This window comes from Enterobacter sp. RHBSTW-00593, assembly GCF_013784105.1.
GTDB lineage: Bacteria > Pseudomonadota > Gammaproteobacteria > Enterobacterales > Enterobacteriaceae > Enterobacter > Enterobacter ludwigii.
The window spans coordinates 602,814-618,516 of record NZ_CP056393.1 but is presented as its reverse complement, the minus strand read 5'-3'; the positions used below and the strand labels follow the sequence as shown (position 1 = coordinate 618,516).

Below are 15,703 nucleotides of genomic sequence, written 5' to 3'. Positions count from 1 at the left end.
TGCTTTCCTGTTTTCATTTTTCTGTTATGACACAGTAGCGCACCCGACCAGCGACTGAAACAAGAAAAAGCCAGTCACGAGGACTGGCTTTTTTTTGTTGAAGGAATATTGCGTTTGCTACGGACGTCGACGACCCGTAAACAGGCTGACCAGGAACAGAATAATACCCACGACAAAGACAATTTTTGCTGCCCATGCCGCTGTACCTGCCAGACCACCAAAGCCCAATGCGGCGGCAATTAACGCGATAACCAGAAATATAATGCCCCAACGAAACATAAGCTTCTCCTTTACCATAGTTAATGTCGGCCGCTAAATGTGAGCGCGCTCAGGTCACTCACCGGCGATTTTCCAGAGTCATTTTTATTTCGCCCGCTGACGTTAGCCAGACGGGCGAATGGTGCAGATTTACTTCGTTTTCAGATCGTTTTTAACGCTTTTAACACCATCGATCGCTTTTGCGATGGACTCGGCGCGCTCACTTTGCGCCTGAGAATCGACCGTACCGGAAAGCTGAACCACACCATCGGTGGTTTCCACTTTCACTTTACGAGATGGCACGATGTCATCTGCTAAAAGTTTAGCTTTGATTTCGCTGGTGGTGGCTGCATCTCCGGCATACCCTTTCACCGACGCGTTTTTGCTGTCCCGAACGTGCAGTTTGTCGCTCACGGACGCTACACCTTCAACACCCTTCGCCACTTTTACCGCCTGTTCGGCCTGGGCCTGGCTTTCTACAAAACCACTCAGGGTGACAACTTTCTTGTCAGTTTTAACGGAAATATCGGTGCTCTTGATAGCTTCATCATCCACCAGTGCGGCTTTCACTTTTGCTGTGATTGAGCTGTCATCCATGAAATTACCGACTTTATTCATAGAGCTATCGATTTTTTGCCCTGCGGTATCGGCGGTGGACTGGGCTTTATCCATAGTGCTGGTTTCAGCCAGAGCAGAACCACTTACCAGGATGCTACCCAGTGTCACAGCCAGCAGAGTTTTAGAAATCTTCAGTCTTGTCATATTCATCGATGTATTCCTGTGTATACCCGTCATTCGGGCGACATACTTCCCTAATTGCTAGTTTTATATATTGCGAATGAACACACGGGCAAAATGGAGAACCCAAAGTCATGCATTGAACAGTTAATTCATCCACGCCCGGTGTTAAACACTGAGTTAAATATAGATCACTCTCACAGTGCCGCTTTCAGATTTGGGTAAAAAACGAGCAAAAGACGCGAAATAATGTTGAATTAAGAACATTCCGCAAGAGATTAATAAGACAGGAAATAAAGAAGAGCACGGCGATTGCCGTGCTCTGAGAGGGGATCAGTGTTCGCGCGTTTTGCGGAACTGGACATCAGGATAACGTTCCTGCGTCAGGTTAAGATTGACCATGGTTGGGGCGATATACGTCAGGTTATCACCGCCATCCAGCGCCAGCTGCACTTCGTTCTTACGTTTAAATTCTTCGAATTTCTTCACGTCAGAACACTCTACCCAGCGCGCGGTTGCCACGTTAACCGATTCATAGATCGCTTCCACGTTGTACTCGCTCTTCAGACGCGCAACGACCACGTCGAACTGCAGCACACCGACAGCGCCTACGATCAGATCGTTGTTAGCGATAGGGCGGAACACCTGGACTGCGCCCTCTTCGGAAAGCTGAACCAGCCCTTTCAGCAGCTGTTTCTGCTTCAGCGGATCGCGCAGGCGAATACGACGGAACAGTTCCGGTGCGAAGTTCGGAATACCGGTGAACTTCATCATTTCACCCTGGGTGAAGGTATCGCCGATCTGAATCGTACCGTGGTTGTGCAGACCGATGATGTCGCCCGGATAGGCTTCTTCAACGTGCGAACGGTCGCCCGCCATAAAGGTCAGCGCGTCGGAGATCACCACATCTTTACCGATACGTACCTGACGCAGCTTCATGCCCTTTTCATACTTACCGGACACCACGCGCATAAAGGCGACGCGGTCACGGTGTTTCGGGTCCATGTTAGCCTGAATTTTAAAGACGAAACCGGTGAACTTCTCTTCTTTCGCTTCCACTTCACGGGTGTCAGTTTTACGTGACATCGGTTGTGGCGCCCACTCCACCAGGCCATCAAGCATATGGTCAACGCCGAAGTTACCCAGCGCGGTACCAAAGAAGACCGGGGTGATTTCACCGCTCAGGAACAGCTCTCTGTCGAATTCGTGAGATGCACCTTGAACCAGCTCCAGCTCGTCACGCAGCTGCGCGGCCAGCTCTTCACCCACAGCCGCATCCAGCTCCGGGTTATCCAGACCTTTTACGATACGGACTTCCTGAATGGTATGGCCTTTGCCGGTCTGGTAGAGATAGGTTTCGTCTTTATAAAGGTGGTAGACACCCTTGAACAGCTTGCCGCAGCCAATGGGCCAGGTGATAGGCGCACAGGCAATTTTCAGCTCGTTTTCCACTTCATCCATCAGCTCCATCGGGTCGCGGATGTCACGGTCGAGTTTGTTCATAAAGGTGAGGATCGGCGTATCGCGCAGACGGGTAACTTCCATCAGCTTACGGGTACGATCTTCTACCCCTTTCGCGGCGTCGATGACCATCAGACAGCAGTCCACCGCCGTCAGCGTACGGTAGGTATCTTCCGAGAAGTCTTCGTGCCCTGGGGTATCCAGCAGGTTGACCAGGCAATCATGATACGGGAACTGCATCACGGAGGTGGTAATGGAAATACCACGCTGCTTTTCCATCTCCATCCAGTCAGATTTTGCATGCTGGTTGGAACCACGGCCTTTTACGGTACCCGCAGTCTGAATCGCCTGTCCGAACAGTAACACCTTCTCGGTGATGGTCGTTTTACCGGCATCCGGGTGAGAGATAATGGCAAAAGTACGGCGCCTGGCCACCTCTTGCAGATAAGGAGACAACGTCATAATGAAATCTTCTATATAAGCGCGGCGTCAGGCCGCGCATCATGGGATACGAAAAATGCGGCTATTTTACCCATCAATGGGGGGCAGGCAATCATTGTTTACACAGGAGCTGCTCCAGTTCGTTCAATGACGTGACGGTCCAGGTCGGCTGGATACCTTCCGGCAACGTGCGACCGTGTGCATTCAGCCAGACGGTCGACAGGCCGGCGTTCATCCCGCCACGAATATCCGACTCCGCGGTGTCCCCGACCATCAGCACTCGTTCACGATCGGGATTGCCCGCTTGTTCCAGCGCATAATCAAAAATACGCGGATCCGGCTTAGGTACGCCCACCTCTTCAGAGATCACCAGCGCGTCAAAATGATCGCGCAGGCCCGTACGCTCAAGGCGGATCTGCTGCAGGGCGGTAAAACCGTTGGTAATAATGCCCAGCTTCGCCTTGCCCTTCAGGGCGTCCAGCAGGGAAACCGCGCCCGGCAACGGCGCGCAGATATCCGCCATGGCATTAAGGAAGGCATCGTTAAGCGCACCCGGGCTGACGTTTAACCGCTCGGCCCAGACATCAAAGCGCTGGTGCTGCAGCTGTAACGCGGTGATGGCACCGTTCTGGTAATCCACCCACAGCGGTTTGTTTACCGCCTGATAGTCCTGAAAGTCTTCAGCGGTGAAGGTAACGCTATAATCGAGAAACATCCGCTGTAGGCCGCCAAACGAGTCAAACGTAAACAGCGTTTCGTCGGCATCAAAGAAAATCCAGTCCCATTTCATCGTTACAACCTTATTTTAGTTATCCAAGCGGCAGAGCCATTATGATGGCGTCTTCACGTCCCTCTGCGGTGGGGTAGTAGTTACGGCGGATAGTCGCCTCGTTAAAGCCTAAGCTTTCATAGAGTGCGATGGCGGCGACATTCGACGCGCGCACCTCCAGCCACAGGGTGAAAACGTCACGGGTTTCGAGCTCGCGAATGAGATGCTCAAGCAGTTCTCTTCCCAGCCCCCGGCGCTGATACGCGGGATCAACCGCGATATTAAACAGCGTCGCTTCGTCCAGAACGACCTGCGTGATGGCAAAAGCGGCCATCGTGCCGTCGACGTCCAGACGGTAATTCAGATACCGCTCGCCCTGATTGCTGGCGAGGGTTTTTTCGCTCCATGGAAAAGCATGGGCGCGCGTTTCAATCGCGTACGCCGCGGTCAGATCAGGCGTCGTGAGGGAAGAAATCGTGTTCATATTCGCAGATTTGTTGCCATAGCGCGCTGCGCGCTTTTGGGTTGGCTTTCAGTTCGTCCAGCGCTGGCGAGCAGATCTGGCTCCCTTCAAGGGAGACCTCATCGATGTCTCCCATACGCCAGCTGTTGCAGCGGCTGTCGGATGGCAGCATGGTGACCCTGTCTGGCGTAAGCTGTAAAACCTGTTCAGTGGTCAGCTTCAGGCTACGAAGGACATCACCAATAAGGGGTTCATTCAGGGCAGGCAGTTGCTCCGCCACCATCACCAGCCGGACGTGCGCAGGGATGGAGATGGCGATTTCGCCCTGCAACGCCGTCGGGCGACGCAAAGCCCACTGGGTGATGCCCAGTTGCTGCAACTGCCAGTCTCGTCGGGATGTCATAGGGAAAACTCCTGTCTCTCAGGCGCGCAAATATAGCAAATGTGTCGAAACTGCGCCATCTACCTACTATAATCCCCGCCTGAGTTAATTGAGGAACAATTCATGTCTGCATTTACCCCGGCAAGTGAAGTCTTGCTGCGTCACAGTGATGATTTCGAAGAAAGCCGTATTCTGTTTGCCGGAGATATGCAGGATGACCTGCCCGCACGTTTCGACTGTGCTGAAAGCCGTGCCCACACCCAATACTACCACCACTGGCAGGTACTGAGCCGCCAGATGGACGACCGTGCGCGCTTTAGCCTGGTCGCTGAACAGAGCGACATCGCCGACTGCGACACGCTCATCTACTACTGGCCGAAGAACAAGCCAGAAGCCCAGTTCCAGCTGATGAACCTGCTTTCTCTGCTGCCCGTTGGCTGCGATATTTTTGTGGTCGGTGAGAACCGCAGTGGCGTTCGTAGCGCAGAACAGATGCTGGAAGGCTATGCGCAGCTGAATAAAATCGACAGCGCCCGTCGCTGTGGCCTGTATCACGGCCGTCTGGAAAAACAGGCGACCTTTGATGCTGAGAAATTCTGGGATGAGTATCAGCTTAACGGTCTGACCATTAAAACTCTGCCAGGCGTCTTCAGCCGCGACGGTCTGGACGTGGGCAGCCAGCTGCTGCTCTCCACCCTGACGCCGCATACGAAAGGCAAAGTGCTGGATGTCGGCTGTGGCGCGGGTGTACTGGCGACCGTACTGGCGAGCCATTCGCCAAAAGTACGCTTAACCCTGTGTGATGTGAGCGCCCCGGCGGTTGAAGCAAGCCGCGCAACGCTTGCTGCAAACGGCCTGGAAGGCGACGTGTTTGCCAGCAACGTCTTCTCTGATGTGAATGGCCGTTTCGACATGATCATCTCCAACCCGCCGTTCCACGATGGTATGGAAACCAGCCTTGAAGCGGCGCAAACGCTGATCCGTGGTGCAGTACGTCATCTGAACAGCGGGGGTGAACTGCGTATTGTGGCTAACGCCTTCTTGCCGTACCCGAAAGTGCTGGATGAAACCTTTGGCTTCCATGAAGTCATCGCCCAGACGGGTCGCTTTAAGGTTTACCGCACCGTGATGACGCGTCAGGCTAAGAAGTAATCCCCTTATCTGGCAGGTCGGATACGCATAACCGCTATCCGGCAAAACCTGGCGCCACCATCGGCCATTTTTGCAGCAATCAAAACAGCGTGCGCATTTTTCTGTTGACGTAAAGCTGAAAACATCTAGAATGCGCCTCCGTGGTTACGATACTTTTACAGTGTCGATGGTATGCGAAGGTGGCGGAATTGGTAGACGCGCTAGCTTCAGGTGTTAGTGTCCTTACGGACGTGGGGGTTCAAGTCCCCCCCCTCGCACCATAAATCACGTTGATATTGCTCGCACTGGGCGAAGGTGGCGGAATTGGTAGACGCGCTAGCTTCAGGTGTTAGTGTTCTTACGGACGTGGGGGTTCAAGTCCCCCCCCTCGCACCAACGAGGCGATATCAAAAAAGTAAGATGACTGTGCGAAGGTGGCGGAATTGGTAGACGCGCTAGCTTCAGGTGTTAGTGTCCTTACGGACGTGGGGGTTCAAGTCCCCCCCCTCGCACCAATTATCTTGCATCCTTTCTGACGTTCTTCTCGCTTTCCGCTTATTTCAAACTCATCAGTATCACCAGAATTCCACTGACCAGTGCTACGCATGACGGCAGTAACACAAAGTGGCGTAGCTGTTTATGCCAGATCATCCCTGACGTCACTAACAGTCCTGACACAATGAGCGCTTTCCAGACATCAATGGAGAGATCGGCAAACATCAGACCGCCAAGAATCGCCCCCGGCAGTAACACTCCCCAACCACTTCCCAGCGCCCTGTTCAACATGGTTCGCCCTCTCACACTGATAATGATAACCAATATCATATGATATCAATTATCATTTGTCAGCACGATTAATCAAAAACTCTCCCCCTTTACCTTTCCTGTAATGACAGGAAATGCCTAAGGTGATAAATTGCTCACCTGTTAACTAGACCTAAAGTTTTTCTGATAATTACTCTTTGAGTTTTTTGCATCTTTCATTGCGAAACAACACCTATTTACCTGTTTTAATTAAATATTAATAAAAACGCACTACTATGACATCACAATCCTGGCGGTCTTTGGTCCACAGTAAATATCAATTATCGTTACGTTTATTTTTATTTCTGAACGCGACCTCTGCTGTGTTCTCGGTAACAAACCCGCTCTATTCTATTCGCCTGTTATCAGTCCCCCTGATTTCTATTTTTGTTATCAGCACCGGGCTGCTCGTCTGGCACTGGAAAAAGAGAACCCGCAAGGTAAATATTCCTGCCGTTTCAGCGATCTTCGGTATTTTATGGGCGTGGCAGGTGGCCTCGAAATTTTCGTTAATTACCCACGATCAGGCGACCTATTTGATCATGGCATTATTAACGGTACTGTTTATTGGTACGCTGGCCTTCGCCAGTAATATCAAAGCATTTACGCTGCACTCCTTCCCCACCTTTATTGTCTGCCTGTGGTTAAGTAATCATGATATATGGCTAAGAATGACCTATTCTTTCGCACTTCCTGTGGTAGCAATTGCGATTCATAACATTTTGCAAAGACGTAACGATCGCTTCGCGCAGGAACTGCTCTCCCGTTTGCTGGAGGAGCGTGAGACCCTCACCGATCTGAGCATGATGGACCCGCTTACCGGCCTTTATAACCGTCGCGGACTGCAAAGCCGGCTGGAGAATCTTCCGGCAGTGGAGAACGGCGAGCACTTTGTCCTGCTGATGGATATCGACCACTTTAAGGCTTACAACGACCACTACGGCCATATGATGGGCGACCAGGCGCTGATCCGTGTCTCTGCTGCCATCCGTGATGCCGTGCGTTCACGCGATATTGTGGCGCGCTTCGGCGGGGAAGAATTTATGGTTCTGCTGACCAATATTTCTCTCGAGCATGCCCGCCAGACGGCAGAGCGGATCCGCCAGAAAGTCTACGATTTAAAAATCCCGCATATGTTCAATGAAAGCGTGGCGACAAACGTCACCATCAGCATTGGAATTGCCATTTTTGAGGATGAAGATGCCGAAGGCGCACTGGAGAAAGCGGACAAAGCCCTCTACGAAGCAAAGCATATGGGTCGCAATAACATCCTGCTGAGCGAAGAGCTTCAGACCGCGTAAGCGCGGCGTCATATAACGCGGACAAAAGTCTTGCCATCGGTATGAGCAATAGTTAGGATTGGCAATCATTATCATTTAGATTTGTATCTCTACTATGGCCACTCATACCGCACAAATCGTTGAACCCCTTCTCTGGAGAGCCCGCCTCCCCACCGGGAATGTTTCGCTTGCGGATGCCATCAGGGATAAGATCGCTAAAACCCGCGCCCACCTGCTGGACTTTATCAGGCTGGATGAAGCGCACCCGCACCACGCCATGACGCTGGAAGAGTGGCGACAGCCGTCGACACTGCAGTCGTTGCTGGCAACCTATTCCGACCATATCTATCGCAATCAACCGACCCTTACGCGGGAAAACAAACCCCTGCTCTCCCTCTGGGCGCAGTGGTATATCGGGCTGATGGTGCCCCCACTCATGCTGGCGCTGCTCACTCAAAAGGGCATGCTGGAACTCTCCCCGGAATATTTTCATGTCGAGTTCCACGAGACCGGCCGTGCGGCCTGTTTCTGGATTGATCTCCACGAAGACCAGAATGCGGAGCACCTCTCTGCTCAGGAACGTATGGAGCAGCTCATAACTCGCGCCCTGATCCCGGTAGTGGATGCGCTGGAAGAGACGGGGGAAATCAACGGGAAGCTTATCTGGAGCAATACCGGGTATTTAATCCACTGGTATTTGACGGAAATGAAACCTCTGCTCGGTGATGAGAAGGTCGAGGCCCTGCGCCAGTCCTGTTTCTTTGCAAAACAGCTTTCCGATGGCCGCGATAACCCGTTATTCCGCACCGTGGTCCTTCGTGACGGGCTTCTGGTTCGTCGCACCTGCTGCCAGCGTTATCGCCTGCCGGACGTTCAGCAGTGTGGAGATTGTACGCTCAAGTAAGGTCAGGTGTTGCCGGGCCGCATTAACGCTGACCCGGCATCCGTTTCTCACGCTACCTGCTGATTTTCCTCTTCCGCATTACGTTGCGCTTCTTCTGCTTCCTGCTCCAGCAGTTGCTTCTCGTACACTTTAAAGAACGGGAAGTAGATGATGGCCGATACGCACGCCAGGACCACTACCAGAATGGCTGCACGGAAATCCCAGCCCAGCGCCCATGCGGCACCTACCGGTGCAGGTGCCGTCCACGGCACAACGGAGATCACGCGGCCAATCAGATCGAACTTCATCGCCGACCAGGCCAGCACGGCGTTAACCATGGGTGCCAGCAGGAACGGAATAAAGAACACCGGGTTCATGACAATCGGCGTACCGAAAATAACGGGTTCGTTGATGTTAAAGAGGCTTGGCACCACGCTCAGGCGGCCGATAGAACGCAGATGAGCGGAGCGGCTGCGCAGGTAGCAGAACACCAGCCCCATCGTGGCACCTGACCCCCCGATGACGATAAAGAACGTCCAGAACGCTTCCATAAAAATATGCGGCAGCGGCTGGCTGGCGGCCAGCGCGGTCTGGTTAGCGCCCAGGTTGGTCAGCCAGAACATCTGCAACATCCCGGAGACAATCGCGGCGCCGTGGATCCCGGCGAACCACAGCAAATGCCCAATCAACACCGCCAGCAGGATTGCCGGCAGGGAGTCTGCGGCGGAAACCAGCGGTTTGAAGACAGACATAATCGCCTGCGGGATCAGCATGCCAAACTCAGACTGAATCACCAGACTCAGCGGGTAAAGCGTCAACACCACCACCAGCACCGGGATCAACAGGTCAAAGGAGTTTTTGATCATCGGCGGAACCTGGTCCGGCAGACGGATCCCGATGTTATGCGCTTTGAGAAAACGCATCATCTCAACGCAGTAGATAGCCACCAGAATCGCGGTAAAAATGCCAGTCCCGCCGAGGCTGTCGACCGGAAGCGTGCCTTTGGTTTTCGGCGCCGCGACCAGCAGAAACGCCATCAGCGACAGCATGGCGCACATAAACGGGTCTAACTGATGCGATTTGACATAGTGTTTGCCAAGGTTATAGGCAATGGCCGCGCAGATATACAGGGACATAACGCCCATGGTCATATCAAACGGCGTGAGGATCTGACCTTCAAATTGCTTCGCCATGTCCAGCCAGGCGCGCGCGAAACCCCAGGTGGTATCAGGCGAAAACGGTGGATACGCGAAGACGAGTAAAAATGAACCCACAATCATGAACGGCATCGCGGAGATAAAGCCATCACGAATAGCCATAACATGACGCTGGGAGGAGATCCGCCCGGCAATCGGGCTGACGTAATTTTCTACAAAACGAAATATCAGATTAAACGCAGCATGGTTGGCAGACATAGCAGATCTCCTTTCAGACGTTTATGACGGGCGCATACACGCCATACGTTGGTCCATACATCACCTTCACAACCTTGCCGGCGCGTTTACCAGCGGTACTGCTCAGACGGAATGGTTTCATATTTAGCTCTTATTATTGGATACAGGGGACGTTACATAGTCAGTATTAATCTCTCACTCACGGTCTGCAACCGGTTACTGTAACCGGTTTCTGTGAATGTGAAGGCGATCCAGAAATCGGCCGTGTGGGATATTTGTTACTGAAGAGATATTTACAGAGCATAAATTCTTATGACAGATTACGCGGGATATTTGTCAGGAGGAAACAATGAGTTTGCAGTCTGTACAGCAGTTTTTTGCCGACAACGCTCCGGATATAGAGGTCATCGAACTCAGCCAGAGTACCGCAACCGTTGCGTTGGCTGCTGCCGCCCATCGTGTTGAGCCGGGACAAATCGCCAAGACGCTGTCGTTGAAAGTTAAAAATGACGTCATTCTGGTGGTCGCGAAAGGGGATGCGCGTCTGGATAATAAAAAACTGAAAGACACGTTTGGCGCAAAAGCACGCATGCTCAGTTGTGATGAAGTGGTGACCATCACGGGTCATCCTGTTGGCGGCGTGTGCCCGTTTGGGCTGGAAAATCCGCTCGCGGTTTATTGCGATATTTCACTGAAACAGTATGCTGAAGTGCTGCCGGCCGCGGGTGCAATTCACAGTGCCGTGCGTATTTCACCAGACAGAATGGCAGAACTGACGTCCGCAAAATGGGTGGATGTTTGCATCTGAATGAGGCGCCAGAGCCTGTCTGGCGCACAGATATCAGCTTATAAAAATGTCGGCTGGCTTAATACTGATGTTCGCGGATCCCGGGCCGGGAGATGAGTCAGAATATCTGCCGCATCAAGCAGTCCCACGTCGGAATTGACCCCAAGCTTCACCATCGCATTAAACTTGTGCGCCCGGATGGTCTTAATATTGCGCTCAAGCTGCGCGGCGATTTCAGGAATAGAAAACCCGCAGGACATATACCGCAAAATCGCCCGCTCCGTTGGGCTTAACATCCTGTTTTGACTCTTGTACCAGTGGTTGAGCATATTGTCATTGATGTGCAGCGTTTCACTCAGCAACACCAGCAACTCCTCCTGCAGGCGGTCGAGCGACACCGATTTACTGACGACACCGTGAAGGCGTGAAGGGGAAAGATGGCTGATTAACCGCGCTTCCATTTCATCTGCCGCCAGGATGATGCGCTGAATATGATTATGCGTAAACGCGAGATCCCGCAGGGATGCCAGGCAGTTTCGACGCTCTTCTCGCGCATCAGAAAGTGAATAGATCAGCGAGAAAAAAGAGACATGAGGAAGCGCCTTCTTAAAGCTGTCAAATTCACTGAACATGTGCAGTTGATAATGGCTGAGCGTGGGCAGTGCAAACAGGTGCTCTAGCCCGACGGCACTCATCGCGCAATTTTCAATGACGGCAATATGTCTTGTTGAACCGGTTTTATCCATTCCTCGAACTCTCCATAGGCTGACATTAAACTCAGCTCTCTCAATCCCTGAGTACTGTTGATCCAGGCGTACAGATCGGCATTACTCCGTAATGACAACCGTCGCATCGCACTGTTTTTCTGTGCACTGATCGTTTTATTGCTCTTCTTGAGCAAGGTGGCAATTTGGTTAATCCCCCAGCCCTTGCCTAACAGACGCAATACCTTGCGTTCAGAGTGGGTAAGCGCAACGACGCGGTCGTCTTCATCATCGTTACAGGCAGGCTCGGGCGTTAATAACGTCTGGCTTATCCGCTCTGCCCGTTCACTGCCTGCACGGATGGCGTTAATTACGCCTTCTATCGGCTCCATATCAGAAAGCAACGTGCTTTCCGGACGCATAAGCAGCTCAACGGCAATAGGGTAAAGCGGTCGGGAGACTAAAAAAATCCAGTGAATATCCCGATATTGATTTAATAAACCGTAATATTCTTCGAGCGTGCCCCGGGGATTCCTGTATTCACCTGAAATATCAGCGATAATGACGTCTGCACGCCGTAACTGCAGCAGAGTTAATTCCTGCAGCGAACGGCAAAACGTTAAATCAAAATCGGCAAAATGGCGTGTCATCACGCCCCCCAACCCGTTTTGCATTACGGGTATTCTGCTAATGACGACGCCATGTTTACCATTCAATGACGACATAGACCCTCCGTGTCCATTTTCATATGATGAGTAACGTTAAAACGCATCAAGGTATAAGTGTATTCGTCCCTGAGTGTAAAACTGATTAATACAAGCAGAAGATGAGATGTGTGCTTCATTTAAGAAATGCCTAAAACAGCGGTAATATCTCACAAAGCACAGATAAATTTAATTATAAAGGCCTTAAAATAATTAAAATATAAACTTAGTAAAACTAAATATAAATATCTTATATTTCCCAATTAATAATTCATCATGTTTATGGTCCAAAACCGCATCCCGACGCCAGACAGCCCGCAACTGTTTGCATAAATCTTGATCTGACCCACAGCTAGAGGCACTGCAGTTTGTGCTAAAAGTAAGCATGACGGGCCATCAGGCAAGCTATTCACCTTCTCTTCAGGACATGACATGCAGGCAGATCGATCAACGCAGCGTGCCATCACGCGGCTCTGTATTCAGTGCGGTCTTTTTCTGCTCCAGCACGGGGCGGAAAGCGCGCTGGTCGAGGAACTCTCCACCCGGTTGGGGCTGGCGCTGGGTATGGATAGCGTTGAGAGCGCCATTTCATCCAATGCTATCGTGTTGACCACCATAAAAGACGGTCAGTGCCTGACCTCCACCCGCAAAAACCACGACCGCGGCATCAATATGCACGTTGTAACCGAGGTCCAGCATATTGTCATTCTTGCTGAGCATAAGCTTCTCGACCTGCACGACATTGAAAAACGGTTCAACCAGATTAAGCCCTTACGTTATCCCCGCTGGCTGGTGGTGTTAATGGTCGGGCTGTCCTGCGCCTGTTTTTGTAAGCTCAACAAAGGCGGCTGGGACGGCGCGATCATCACCTTTTTCGCCAGCAGCATCGCCATGTACGTGCGCCAGCTCCTGACGCACCGCCAACTCCACCCGCAAATTAATTTCTGCATTACCGCTTTTGTCGCCACCACGGTGTCTGGCCTGCTGCTTCGTCTGCCGCAGTTTGCCAACACGCCGACGATTGCCATGGCGGCCAGCGTGCTTCTGCTGGTGCCCGGCTTCCCGTTGATTAACGCCGTAGCCGATATGTTTAAGGGTCACATCAATACCGGTCTGGCACGCTGGGCGATTGCCAGCCTGCTGACGCTTGCAACCTGCATTGGTGTGGTAATGGCCATGACACTCTGGGGGTTACGCGGATGGGCGTGATCGATTTTCTGCTGGCGCTGGCGCAGGATATGCTGCTGGCCGCGATCCCTGCCGTCGGTTTTGCGATGGTCTTTAACGTTCCGCAACGCGCGTTACCGTGGTGCGCGCTGTTGGGTGCTATTGGTCATGGCTCGCGAATGGTGATGATGACGGCGGGATTCAACATTGAATGGTCAACATTTATGGCTTCAATGCTGGTCGGTAGCATCGGAATTCAGTGGTCGCGCTGGTATCTGGCGCATCCCAAGGTGTTCACCGTCGCCGCCGTTATCCCGATGTTCCCCGGGATATCTGCCTATACGGCCATGATTTCCGCGGTGAAAATCAGCCATTTCGGCTACACCGAACCGCAAATGATCCTCCTTCTGAGCAACTTTCTTAAGGCTTCGTCCATTGTCGGTGCGCTCTCTATCGGACTGTCGATCCCCGGACTGTGGCTGTACCGCAAACGTCCACGGGTTTGAGATTTGTGTTATTACGCTGCCGTGAGGATAATCACTCCAATCCGTTTGGTGACGATAAGGAAAGGATGTGGCTAACCCAGGCAGCGAACTCCCCGAGCACAATGAAGAATCCAGCCTGAAAGAGAAAATCTTTCAGAGCGCTATCACGCTGTTTGCCGAATACGGGTTGAACGGTGCCCGCATGGAACAAATTGCGGAGAAAGCCGGCACCACCAAACGCATGGTTGTTTACCACTTCAAAAACAAAGAGAACCTGTATCTTCTCGTACTGGAGTATGTTTACACCCAGATCCGCGCCAGTGAACAGGCGCTCAGCCTGGCGGGAATGCCCCCTGTCGAAGCGCTGGTTCATCTGGTTGAAGCCACCTTTGACTACCATGCCGACCATCCGGATTACATCCGCATTATCTGCATGGAAAACATGCAGCGTGGCCGTTTTATGCAGCAGTCCAGCTACCTCCGCCAGGTCAACCGCAGCGCGCTTGATCTGCTGGAAGCGATCCTCCGTCGCGGGAAAGAAAAGCAGTTGTTCAATCAGACGGTAGAAGCCCGCGATCTGCATCGTTTGATCAGCAGTTTCAGCTTCCACTACGTTGCCAACAGCTACACCTTCACCCTGCTGTTTGAAGAAGGTGCGGACGAACAGGCACAGCGCCAGCACTACCGTAAAATGGCCGTTCAGGTGGCGCTCCGTTATACTTGCCCATAAAATAGCCTGCAATTAAATCGTACACTATCTATATTCATCTCATGAACGCGAAAACGAACGACACGACCGCTGCGCTCCTGCTGGATAACCAGCTCTGCTTTGCTCTCTATTCAGCAAATCTGGCGCTGAACAAGTTGTACCGGCAACTGCTGGCACCGCTGAACCTGACTTACCCGCAATACCTGGTGATGCTGGTGCTGTGGGAGCAGGATGACATTACGGTGTCGGACATCGGTGAACGGTTGTTCCTTGATTCTGCCACGCTGACGCCGCTGTTGAAGCGTCTGGAAAGCGCGGGGCTGATAAACCGCCACCGCTCACGTAAAGACGAGCGTCAGGTCGCCGTCACCCTGAGCGATGCGGGACGTCATCTCCAGCAGCAGGCTTCCGGGATCCCCCATGCAGTGGGATGCGCCGCCCAGTGTGATACTGAGACCATGCTGTCACTTAAGCAGCAACTGGAACGTTTGCGACAACAGATCCAACGCGCGTAAGGCTATACTTTACGCGTATTTATTTACCCATATATATAGCACGCTATTTAATAGCGCACATTAATGTAAGATGAGGAATCTGCCATGTCTTTAGAAAAAGTTGTCTACACTGCCAAAGCAAAAGCAACCGGAGGCCGTGATGGCCGTGCGACCTCTTCCGACGGCGTACTGGACGTTAAACTCGGCGTGCCAAAAGAGATGGGCGGCATGGGCGGTGACGTCACCAACCCTGAGCAGCTGTTTGCTGCCGGCTACTCTGCCTGCTTCCTGGGTGCCATGAAGTTTGTAGCCGCTCGCGACAAATTTACCCTGCCGAAAGAGGCCTTTATTGAAGGCGAAGTGGGGATTGGGCCGCTGCCAACCGGTTTTGGTATCGAAGCAAAACTGAACATCCACGTTGAAGGTATGGATCCTGCAGAAGCCAAAAAACTGGTCGATGCAGCACACATTGTGTGTCCGTACTCTAACGCGACCCGCGGTAACATCGACGTAACGCTGAACATTATCGCCTGATAACTGCCTGATGGCGTTACGCTTATCAGGCCAGCCGTTGTCGCCCCGGCAGGCATCGCGCCGCCGGGGAAAACCCCTCCTTCCCTTCACGCTCTCTGTGCTACCATAAGCCCAT

Annotated in this window: 19 protein-coding genes and 3 tRNA genes; 12 read left to right on the top strand and 10 right to left on the bottom strand. The window is 52.3% G+C overall.

Annotated elements, in window-relative coordinates; genetic code table 11:
* Window positions 1-117 precede the first annotated feature (117 nt).
* The 6 genes from HV242_RS03005 to HV242_RS02980 all read right to left on the bottom strand — a co-directional run bounded on the left by HV242_RS03005 (window position 118) and on the right by HV242_RS02980 (window position 4,533).
* Window positions 118-279 (bottom strand): DUF1328 domain-containing protein, encoded by a 162-nt coding sequence (locus tag HV242_RS03005; protein ID WP_003856556.1) that lies wholly within the window; start codon window positions 277-279, stop codon window positions 118-120.
* Window positions 280-408: 129 nt separating this feature from the next.
* On the bottom strand, window positions 409-1,026 hold the full coding sequence (gene osmY / locus HV242_RS03000) for a molecular chaperone OsmY (protein WP_020885287.1): 618 nt from the start codon (window positions 1,024-1,026) through the stop codon (window positions 409-411).
* A gap of 303 nt (window positions 1,027-1,329) precedes the next feature.
* A complete protein-coding gene (gene prfC / locus HV242_RS02995; RefSeq protein WP_014168520.1) occupies window positions 1,330-2,919 on the bottom strand; it encodes a peptide chain release factor 3 in 1,590 nt (529 codons plus the stop codon).
* Between the two features lie 91 nt (window positions 2,920-3,010).
* The gene (gene yjjG / locus HV242_RS02990; protein WP_014168519.1) at window positions 3,011-3,688 is read right to left on the bottom strand and encodes a pyrimidine 5'-nucleotidase; all 678 of its coding nucleotides are present in this window, start codon (window positions 3,686-3,688) and stop codon (window positions 3,011-3,013) included.
* Window positions 3,689-3,707: 19 nt separating this feature from the next.
* Window positions 3,708-4,151, bottom strand: a complete 444-nt coding sequence (rimI, locus tag HV242_RS02985; protein ID WP_020885288.1) for a ribosomal protein S18-alanine N-acetyltransferase — start codon at window positions 4,149-4,151, stop codon at window positions 3,708-3,710.
* A complete protein-coding gene (locus HV242_RS02980; protein WP_020885289.1) occupies window positions 4,120-4,533 on the bottom strand; it encodes a DNA polymerase III subunit psi in 414 nt (137 codons plus the stop codon). Before HV242_RS02980 ends, rimI begins: the two co-directional genes overlap by 32 nt.
* Window positions 4,534-4,635: 102 nt before the next feature.
* On the opposite strand from HV242_RS02980, the gene rsmC reads away from it, so the two are divergent.
* From rsmC to HV242_RS02960, 4 genes are all read left to right on the top strand, one after another.
* The gene (gene rsmC / locus HV242_RS02975) at window positions 4,636-5,664 is read left to right on the top strand and encodes a 16S rRNA (guanine(1207)-N(2))-methyltransferase RsmC (RefSeq protein ID WP_044866209.1); all 1,029 of its coding nucleotides are present in this window, start codon (window positions 4,636-4,638) and stop codon (window positions 5,662-5,664) included.
* 173 nt (window positions 5,665-5,837) lie between these two features.
* Window positions 5,838-5,924, top strand: a tRNA-Leu gene (locus tag HV242_RS02970).
* A gap of 28 nt (window positions 5,925-5,952) precedes the next feature.
* Window positions 5,953-6,039: transfer RNA gene (locus HV242_RS02965), tRNA-Leu, on the top strand.
* Window positions 6,040-6,071: 32 nt separating this feature from the next.
* Window positions 6,072-6,158: transfer RNA gene (locus tag HV242_RS02960), tRNA-Leu, on the top strand.
* A gap of 40 nt (window positions 6,159-6,198) precedes the next feature.
* On the opposite strand, the gene HV242_RS02955 is transcribed toward HV242_RS02960, so the two are convergent.
* Window positions 6,199-6,468 carry a DUF1435 domain-containing protein gene (locus tag HV242_RS02955; RefSeq protein ID WP_062777987.1) on the bottom strand — a complete coding sequence of 90 codons (270 nt, stop codon included), beginning with the start codon at window positions 6,466-6,468 and terminating at the stop codon, window positions 6,199-6,201.
* 215 nt (window positions 6,469-6,683) lie between these two features.
* On the opposite strand from HV242_RS02955, the gene HV242_RS02950 reads away from it, so the two are divergent.
* On the top strand, window positions 6,684-7,748 hold the full coding sequence (locus HV242_RS02950) for a GGDEF domain-containing protein (RefSeq protein ID WP_025205608.1): 1,065 nt from the start codon (window positions 6,684-6,686) through the stop codon (window positions 7,746-7,748).
* Between the two features lie 94 nt (window positions 7,749-7,842).
* Entirely contained in the window at window positions 7,843-8,631 is a 789-nt protein-coding gene (gene fhuF / locus HV242_RS02945) for a siderophore-iron reductase FhuF (RefSeq protein ID WP_020885292.1), read from the top strand.
* A 47-nt stretch (window positions 8,632-8,678) separates the two neighbouring features.
* Here fhuF and HV242_RS02940 read toward each other — a convergent pair whose 3' ends face one another.
* Complete coding sequence (locus tag HV242_RS02940) at window positions 8,679-10,025, bottom strand: PTS sugar transporter subunit IIC (RefSeq protein WP_025205610.1); 1,347 nt, start codon at window positions 10,023-10,025, stop codon at window positions 8,679-8,681.
* A 328-nt stretch (window positions 10,026-10,353) separates the two neighbouring features.
* On the opposite strand from HV242_RS02940, the gene HV242_RS02935 reads away from it, so the two are divergent.
* Window positions 10,354-10,812 carry a YbaK/EbsC family protein gene (locus HV242_RS02935; protein ID WP_014168511.1) on the top strand — a complete coding sequence of 153 codons (459 nt, stop codon included), beginning with the start codon at window positions 10,354-10,356 and terminating at the stop codon, window positions 10,810-10,812.
* A gap of 38 nt (window positions 10,813-10,850) precedes the next feature.
* On the opposite strand, the gene bglJ is transcribed toward HV242_RS02935, so the two are convergent.
* Together bglJ and HV242_RS02925 are read right to left on the bottom strand one after the other, a co-directional pair.
* Window positions 10,851-11,486, bottom strand: coding sequence for a DNA-binding transcriptional activator BglJ (gene bglJ, locus HV242_RS02930; protein ID WP_032681707.1), 636 nt, complete (start codon window positions 11,484-11,486; stop codon window positions 10,851-10,853).
* Entirely contained in the window at window positions 11,483-12,220 is a 738-nt protein-coding gene (locus tag HV242_RS02925; protein WP_050737522.1) for a helix-turn-helix transcriptional regulator, read from the bottom strand. Before HV242_RS02925 ends, bglJ begins: the two co-directional genes overlap by 4 nt.
* A gap of 411 nt (window positions 12,221-12,631) precedes the next feature.
* On the opposite strand from HV242_RS02925, the gene HV242_RS02920 reads away from it, so the two are divergent.
* The 5 genes from HV242_RS02920 to HV242_RS02900 all read left to right on the top strand — a co-directional run bounded on the left by HV242_RS02920 (window position 12,632) and on the right by HV242_RS02900 (window position 15,588).
* Complete coding sequence (locus HV242_RS02920; RefSeq protein WP_025205612.1) at window positions 12,632-13,408, top strand: threonine/serine exporter family protein; 777 nt, start codon at window positions 12,632-12,634, stop codon at window positions 13,406-13,408.
* On the top strand, window positions 13,399-13,872 hold the full coding sequence (locus HV242_RS02915; RefSeq protein WP_020885295.1) for a threonine/serine exporter: 474 nt from the start codon (window positions 13,399-13,401) through the stop codon (window positions 13,870-13,872). The genes HV242_RS02920 and HV242_RS02915 overlap by 10 nt, the downstream gene beginning before the upstream one ends.
* 67 nt (window positions 13,873-13,939) lie before the next feature.
* Window positions 13,940-14,581 (top strand): TetR family transcriptional regulator, encoded by a 642-nt coding sequence (locus tag HV242_RS02910; protein WP_020885296.1) that lies wholly within the window; start codon window positions 13,940-13,942, stop codon window positions 14,579-14,581.
* Window positions 14,582-14,622: 41 nt separating this feature from the next.
* Window positions 14,623-15,075, top strand: a complete 453-nt coding sequence (locus HV242_RS02905; protein WP_014168505.1) for a MarR family winged helix-turn-helix transcriptional regulator — start codon at window positions 14,623-14,625, stop codon at window positions 15,073-15,075.
* A gap of 84 nt (window positions 15,076-15,159) precedes the next feature.
* Window positions 15,160-15,588: an organic hydroperoxide resistance protein gene (locus HV242_RS02900; protein ID WP_006174091.1), complete on the top strand. Its 429-nt coding sequence runs from the start codon at window positions 15,160-15,162 to the stop codon at window positions 15,586-15,588.
* The last annotated feature ends 115 nt before the right edge of the window (window positions 15,589-15,703 follow it).